The sequence below is a fragment of the Mycobacterium sp. genome, assembly GCF_035653355.1.
Lineage (GTDB): Bacteria > Actinomycetota > Actinomycetes > Mycobacteriales > Mycobacteriaceae > Mycobacterium.
In genome coordinates, this window is sequence record NZ_DASRBZ010000253.1 from 1 (window position 1) to 6142 (window position 6142).

General features: G+C 64.6%; 8 protein-coding genes and 1 pseudogene. 4 read left to right on the forward strand and 5 right to left on the reverse strand.

Annotation, left to right across the window (positions count from 1 at the left end; translation table 11 throughout):
* The 3 genes and pseudogenes from VFA16_RS08710 to VFA16_RS08720 form a co-directional block, all read left to right on the forward strand.
* Positions 1–557 (forward strand): annotated as a pseudogene (locus VFA16_RS08710) (NAD(P)(+) transhydrogenase (Re/Si-specific) subunit alpha); the annotation flags it as partial.
* Positions 558–944: an NAD(P) transhydrogenase subunit alpha gene (locus VFA16_RS08715; RefSeq protein ID WP_324967425.1), complete on the forward strand. Its 387-nt coding sequence runs from the start codon at positions 558–560 to the stop codon at positions 942–944.
* A complete protein-coding gene (locus VFA16_RS08720; protein WP_324967426.1) occupies positions 941–2365 on the forward strand; it encodes an NAD(P)(+) transhydrogenase (Re/Si-specific) subunit beta in 1425 nt (474 codons plus the stop codon). Before VFA16_RS08715 ends, VFA16_RS08720 begins: the two co-directional genes overlap by 4 nt.
* Here the strand turns inward: VFA16_RS08720 and VFA16_RS08725 are convergent.
* The gene (locus VFA16_RS08725) at positions 2362–2487 is read right to left on the reverse strand and encodes a hypothetical protein (protein ID WP_324967427.1); all 126 of its coding nucleotides are present in this window, start codon (positions 2485–2487) and stop codon (positions 2362–2364) included. The genes VFA16_RS08720 and VFA16_RS08725 overlap by 4 nt on opposite strands.
* Before the next feature lie 131 nt (positions 2488–2618).
* Here VFA16_RS08725 and VFA16_RS08730 point away from each other — a divergent pair, with 131 nt between their 5' ends.
* The gene (locus VFA16_RS08730; RefSeq protein WP_324967428.1) at positions 2619–3293 is read left to right on the forward strand and encodes a TetR/AcrR family transcriptional regulator; all 675 of its coding nucleotides are present in this window, start codon (positions 2619–2621) and stop codon (positions 3291–3293) included.
* On the opposite strand, the gene VFA16_RS08735 is transcribed toward VFA16_RS08730, so the two are convergent.
* The 4 genes from VFA16_RS08735 to VFA16_RS08750 form a co-directional block, all read right to left on the reverse strand.
* Positions 3256–4080 carry a class I SAM-dependent methyltransferase gene (locus VFA16_RS08735; RefSeq protein WP_324967429.1) on the reverse strand — a complete coding sequence of 275 codons (825 nt, stop codon included), beginning with the start codon at positions 4078–4080 and terminating at the stop codon, positions 3256–3258. The genes VFA16_RS08730 and VFA16_RS08735 overlap by 38 nt on opposite strands.
* Positions 4077–4547 (reverse strand): GbsR/MarR family transcriptional regulator, encoded by a 471-nt coding sequence (locus VFA16_RS08740; RefSeq protein WP_324967432.1) that lies wholly within the window; start codon positions 4545–4547, stop codon positions 4077–4079. Before VFA16_RS08740 ends, VFA16_RS08735 begins: the two co-directional genes overlap by 4 nt.
* Before the next feature lie 62 nt (positions 4548–4609).
* Positions 4610–5506, reverse strand: coding sequence for an alpha/beta hydrolase (locus VFA16_RS08745; RefSeq protein ID WP_324967430.1), 897 nt, complete (start codon positions 5504–5506; stop codon positions 4610–4612).
* 188 nt (positions 5507–5694) lie between these two features.
* Positions 5695–6142: helix-turn-helix domain-containing protein (locus tag VFA16_RS08750; RefSeq protein ID WP_324967431.1), on the reverse strand; the 448-nt coding region annotated here is incomplete at its 5' end.

Here is a 6142-nt window from a genome sequence, read left to right on the forward strand (position 1 = left end):
AGGCGCTGGCGACGGCCAAACGACTGGGCGCGCGCACCACGGGCTACGACGTGCGACCCGAGGTGGCCGACCAGGTGCGGTCCGTGGGTGCGCAGTGGCTCGACCTCGGGATCGACGCCGTCGGGGAAGGCGGCTACGCGCGCGAGCTGACCGACGAGGAACGCCAGCAGCAACAGAAAGCGCTGGAAGAAGCGATCACCGGATTTGACGTCGTGATCACGACGGCTCTCGTCCCGGGTCGGCCGGCGCCGCGGCTGGTGACCGCGGCCGCGGTGGAAGGGATGAAGCCGGGCAGTGTGGTCGTCGACCTGGCCGGGGAGGCCGGCGGCAACTGCGAATTGACCGAACCCGGGCAAACCGTCGTCAAGCACGATGTCACGATCGCCGCGCCGCTGAATTTGCCGGCGACCATGCCCGAGCACGCCAGCGAGCTCTACAGCAAAAACATCACGGCCCTGTTGGAGCTATTGGTCAAAGACGGGAAGCTGGCGCCCGACTTCGACGACGAAGTGGTGGCGGCGGCGTGCGTGACCCGCACAGCTGGAGGAGACAGCTAGATGTATGACGAACTTCTCGCCAATCTGGCGATCCTGGTACTCGCCGGGTTTGTCGGCTTTGCGGTGATTTCCAAGGTGCCCAATACGCTGCACACGCCGCTGATGTCGGGCACCAACGCCATCCACGGCATCGTCGTCCTCGGCGCGCTGGTGCTGCTCGGTCGCATCGAGCACCCGTCGATCGCGTTGCAGATCATCCTGTTCGTCGCGCTGGTCTTCGGCACGCTGAACGTCATCGGCGGTTTCATCGTCACCGACCGCATGCTGGGCATGTTCAAAGGCAAGAAGCCGGCTCCCGCCGGCGACGATGCGGCGCGAGCAGCGGCCCAAGGAGACGCCGGACAAACGGGGCCCGTCAAAACCGGGACGGATGGACAAGGTCGATGAACTACCTGGTCACGATCCTCTACATCATCTCGTTCGCGCTGTTCATCTACGGGCTGATGGGCCTGACCGGGCCCAAGACCGCGGTGCGCGGCAACCTGATCGCCGCGGTGGGGATGGCCATCGCCGTGGCGGCCACCCTGGTTATGAATCGCCACACCCATCAGTGGCCGCTGATCATCGCCGGCCTGGTGCTAGGCGTCGTGCTCGGCGTCCCGCCGGCGCGGCTGACCAAGATGACTGCGATGCCGCAGCTGGTGGCGTTCTTCAACGGGGTCGGTGGCGGCACTGTCGCCTTGATCTCGCTGTCGGAGTTCATTGAGACGGCTGGCTTCTCCGCATTCCGGTACGGCGAGTCGCCGACCGTGCACATCGTGGTGGCATCGCTGTTCGCCGCGATCATCGGGTCGATCTCGTTCTGGGGATCGATCATCGCGTTCGGCAAGCTGCAGGAGATCATCTCCGGCCGCCCGATCGGCATCGGCAAGGCGCAGCAGCCGCTGAACGTGATGCTTCTGGTGGCGGCCGTGGTGTGTGCAGTGGTCATCGGACTCGGCGCACACCCGGGCACCGGCGGGGTGTCGCTGTGGTGGATGATCGGGCTGCTCGCCGCGGCGGGCGTGCTCGGCCTGATGGTCGTGCTGCCCATCGGGGGCGCCGACATGCCCGTGGTCATCTCGATGCTCAACGCGATGACCGGTCTCTCGGCCGCCGCGGCCGGCCTGGCGCTGAACAACACCGCGATGATCGTCGCCGGCATGATCGTCGGCGCCTCCGGCTCGATCCTCACCAACCTGATGGCCAAAGCGATGAACCGCTCCATCCCGGCGATCGTCGCCGGCGGGTTCGGCGGTGGCGGCGTGGCCCTTGGCGCGGACGGCGGCGGCGACAAGCACGTCAAGTCCACCTCGGCATCCGATGCCGCCATTCAGATGGCCTACGCCAACCAAGTGATCGTGGTGCCCGGCTACGGCATGGCCGTCGCGCAGGCCCAACACGCGGTCAAGGACATGGCGAGCTTGCTTGAATCCCGCGGCGTGCCAGTCAAATACGCGATACATCCGGTCGCCGGCCGGATGCCCGGGCATATGAACGTGCTGCTGGCCGAAGCCGAAGTCGACTACGACGCGATGAAGGACATGGACGACATCAACGACGAGTTCGCCCGGACCGACGTCGCGCTCGTGATCGGCGCCAACGACGTCACCAACCCGGCGGCCCGCAACGAGCCGAATTCACCGATCTACGGCATGCCGATCCTCAACGTGGACAAGTCCAAGTCGGTGATCGTGCTCAAGCGGTCGATGAACTCCGGTTTCGCAGGCATCGACAACCCGCTGTTCTACGCCGAGGGCACCACCTTGCTGTTCGGTGATGCGAAGAAGTCAGTGACCGAGGTGACCGAGGAACTGAAGGCGCTTTAGACCGGTGGATATGCCGGGGGCGGGTAGCCCTGGCCATCGGTTACCCCGCGGAACCCCCAGGTGAAGTACTTGAAGAAGAATTCGAGCTCGTCGGAAAAGTCGTAGCTGGGATCCGGATCCATGTGACCACCTCATCTCGACCGCGACGTTTCTAGCTCCGCAGTCTAGTCCCACCCGGCAACGGCGCGACAGCCGATGAGCGGTTTGAATAGAGTATCCAACTAGTTGATCGACACTGCCGAAACGAGTACACATGCCATCCGACAGCACCAGCCCCAATGGGCTCTCCCGCCGCGAGGAGCTGCTGGCCGTCGCCACCAAGCTGTTCGCCGCGCGCGGGTACCACGGCACCCGGATGGATGACGTCGCCGACGTCGTGGGCTTGAACAAGGCAACGGTGTATCACTACTACGCGAGCAAGTCGCTGATCCTCTACGACATCTATCAGCGGGCTGCCGAGCGCACGCTGGCTGCCGTCCACGATGATCCGTCATGGACTGCCCGGGAAGCGCTCTACCAGTACACGGTGCGGCTGCTGACCCAGATCGCCGCCAACCCGGAAGGGGCGGCGGTGTACTTCCAGGAGCAGCCCTACATCACCGAATGGTTCACCGAGGAGCAGGTCGCCGAGATCCGCGAAAAGGAAGCCCAGGTCTACGAGCACGTGCACGGCCTGATCGACCGCGGCATTGCCAGCGGCGAGTTCTACGAGTGCGACTCCCACGTACTGGCGCTCGGCTACATCGGGATGACGCTCGGCAGCTACCGCTGGCTGCGACCCAGCGGTCGGCGCACCGCCCAGGAAATCGCTGCCGAGTTCAGCACCGCCTTGCTGCGGGGCTTGATCCGCGACGAGTCGATCCGTGCCGAGTGGTCGCTGGGTGATGACGCTAAAACGCGAACCGATATAGCCGGTCGTAGTTCCTGATTGCCGGGATCGCGCACACCAGTTGGTAAATCAGGCGTTGGGGTTTCAACGGGATCTTCGCCGCGTCGATGACGGGCGACCTCTCGACCAGCTTTAGCCGCGGGTTCCACTGCGTGAGTTCGTGGCCGTCTCGGGTTCCCCATTTGGTGATGCCGTGCGTGAATATCCGGGAAAGCCACGGGCCCGATGGTGACGTGATGTCGGCCAGGAGTTCACCGGTGCTGAAACGATCGGTCAGCCGCTGCAGCAGCTCGCGGACTTCGGTTGCGGTGAGATACATCAGCAGGCCTTCGGCAATCACTAACGCGGGGCCGCCCGCAGGGGTCTGCTCAAGCCATTCCGGGTCGGTAACCGACGACCCGATCATCCGGTACCGGTCGTGGTCGTCGTACAACTTGCGCCGCAGGTCGATGACATTGGGCACGTCGACGTCAAACCACTGCACTCCCGGTGGCGTGTCAAGGCGAAACGCGCGGCTGTCCAACCCGCAACCCAAGTGCAGCACAACGGCATCCGGATGGCGCTGCAGGAAATCGGCCGCCCAGATGTCGATCTGCTTAGCGCGTAACGCGACCATGAACTGGTTCGTCGCCGGCAGCATCGACCAACGCATCCGCGCAAAGTTGTAGTGGATCCGGTCCACGGCTTCGGCAGCCGCGCGGTCACCGAGAACTGGCCGTTTCGAACGGCTTTCATACGCCCGCAGATACAGCGTGCACAGATTGGTCCACTCGACCGAGCCCCAAGGCACGCTGCTGAAGTCGACCTTGTTCGACTGGTCTGTCATCGCTTCCTCCTGTCGGCGCGGTAGTCGGTCCACCGCCGCATCAGTTCGTCGCGGTAGTCGCTGACGCAGAACTCACAGAAATCCCGGAAATCCTCCAGCCGCTCCCGCTGCTCGGCGCGATTCTCATCGAGCAGCGACAGGCCGAACTCGGCCACTTCGACGCCGGGCCGCATCAGTGCCAGTTGCACGTTCAAGACGCTGGTGAACCCCCCGGGGGTGACACGGTAATGATGCTGGCGCGACGCGGCGGGCAGCCGCTGGATCATGCCGCCCTCCTGAAGTTGACGCGCCACAGTGCTGACCGAGGCTTTGCTCACCGACAGCGCCTCGGCGAGTTGCGATAACGATTGGTGCGGCGGGTCGCAAATCATCAGCCACCCGTAGACCCGGCCCATCGTGCGGGTGGCTCCCAGCATCTCGAAGAACAGGCCGACACGGTCAACGAACTCCGCTTCACCAGGAGACATAGGCGTCCTCGTCACGAACGTTCAGTACAGACTGAACGTACCATGCGTTGCGCCTGAGGCGGCTAGGGCGCGCTTGGCTTCAAATGCATGTCGAGGAAGGCCAGTTGGTCGGCGACGACGCGGTCGAAGGCTTGCCCGACGTAGATGTCGAAGTGGCCGTCGGGGTAGACCTTAATCTCGCCTCGGGGTGCCTTGGCGGCGTGCCGCAGAGTGGCACCGGCGGGCGCGACCGAGTCGCGTCTGCACACACAGAACAAGATCGGGCAGCTGACCTTCGCGGCGGCTCGGCCCGGTCGATAGCCGAGGATCTTGATGCCCAAGCGGGCAGCTACTTGATTGCGGATCTGTATCCCCTCGGGCACCAGCCGCAGGAATCCTGGGTAGGCGTCGGGTGTGTTCATCAGCGCGACCTCGTCCGGGTGGCCGACCACCGGCACCGTCAGCGGCGGCCTGCCGAGCCGGGCACCGATGAGGTCGCGCACTGCCAGTGCAGTAATGCGCACGGCGACCAATGGGTTCAGCGTGCGCGCCGAGGCGGTGCCGTCGGTGAAGGGACACTGGGCGACGACGGCTGCGATACCCGGCAGTCGCGCCGCCGTCGCGATCACGTGCCCGCCGCTAAACGAAGTGCCCCACAAGCTGATTCGTTGGGCATCGATTCCTGGCAGCGTGCGGCCGTAAGTGACAGCGGCCGCCCAGTCCTGCAATTGCATGCCGATGTCGAGCAGCTGGCGGGGCTCGCCTTCACTATCACCGAAGTTGCGGTAGTCGAAAACCAAGCAGGCGAATCCGGCGTCACTGAAACGCTCGGCGTAGGCGTCCAGCCGCATCGTGCGCACACCGCCCAGACCGTGCGCCATCACCAGCAGTGGCGCATCGCCGAGACCTTCCGGCCGGTACAGCCAGGCGCGGATGCGTTCGTGGCCGGAGTCGAACTGGACGTCCTCGCGCCGCGCCATGATTCGCATCCTTCCCTATCGTGTGATACTTCGACGCCGTAACGGTTCTGCAGCGGCTGGCGGGGGTGGTGGGCGCTAGGCACGTCAGCGTCGGCCCCGACGTGCTGGCCGCCCGCAGTGTCGACCACACCGACGATCAAGAAGACTTTCGACCCGACCGGCTACCTCAACGCCGCGGTGCTGTTCGACTAATCAGTTGCTTTGATGCCCACCGCATGGCGCAGCTGTGCCAAAAACTGGTCAGCGTCGTCGGCTCGGACCATGTAATGCGAGATCGCGATCCGGATCGCGGCTGCGGCTTTGACCGCGCCGCCGGGCCCCGGAAGCAGGCGTTGCAGTCCTTCACGCATTTCGGGAATGACGCGGGAGAACTGCGCGATCACGTGCTCGGGCTCAATGTCGATCATGCGCACGCCCGAGTAGGAGTGTTGGTATTCGACGATGAAACGTAGGGCGGCGTCGAGCCTGTCGGCGCCTTTGAGGCCGGCTGTTGCCCTGGCTAAACCGCTTTCGAAAGTCTGCCGTTCGTAGCTCGAAAACGCGTCCAGCAACTCCTCTTTCGACGCGAACCAGCGGTAGAGGGTCGGACGCGAGACGTGCGCCTGCGCGGCGACGTCGGAAAGGCTGAGCTTGCGT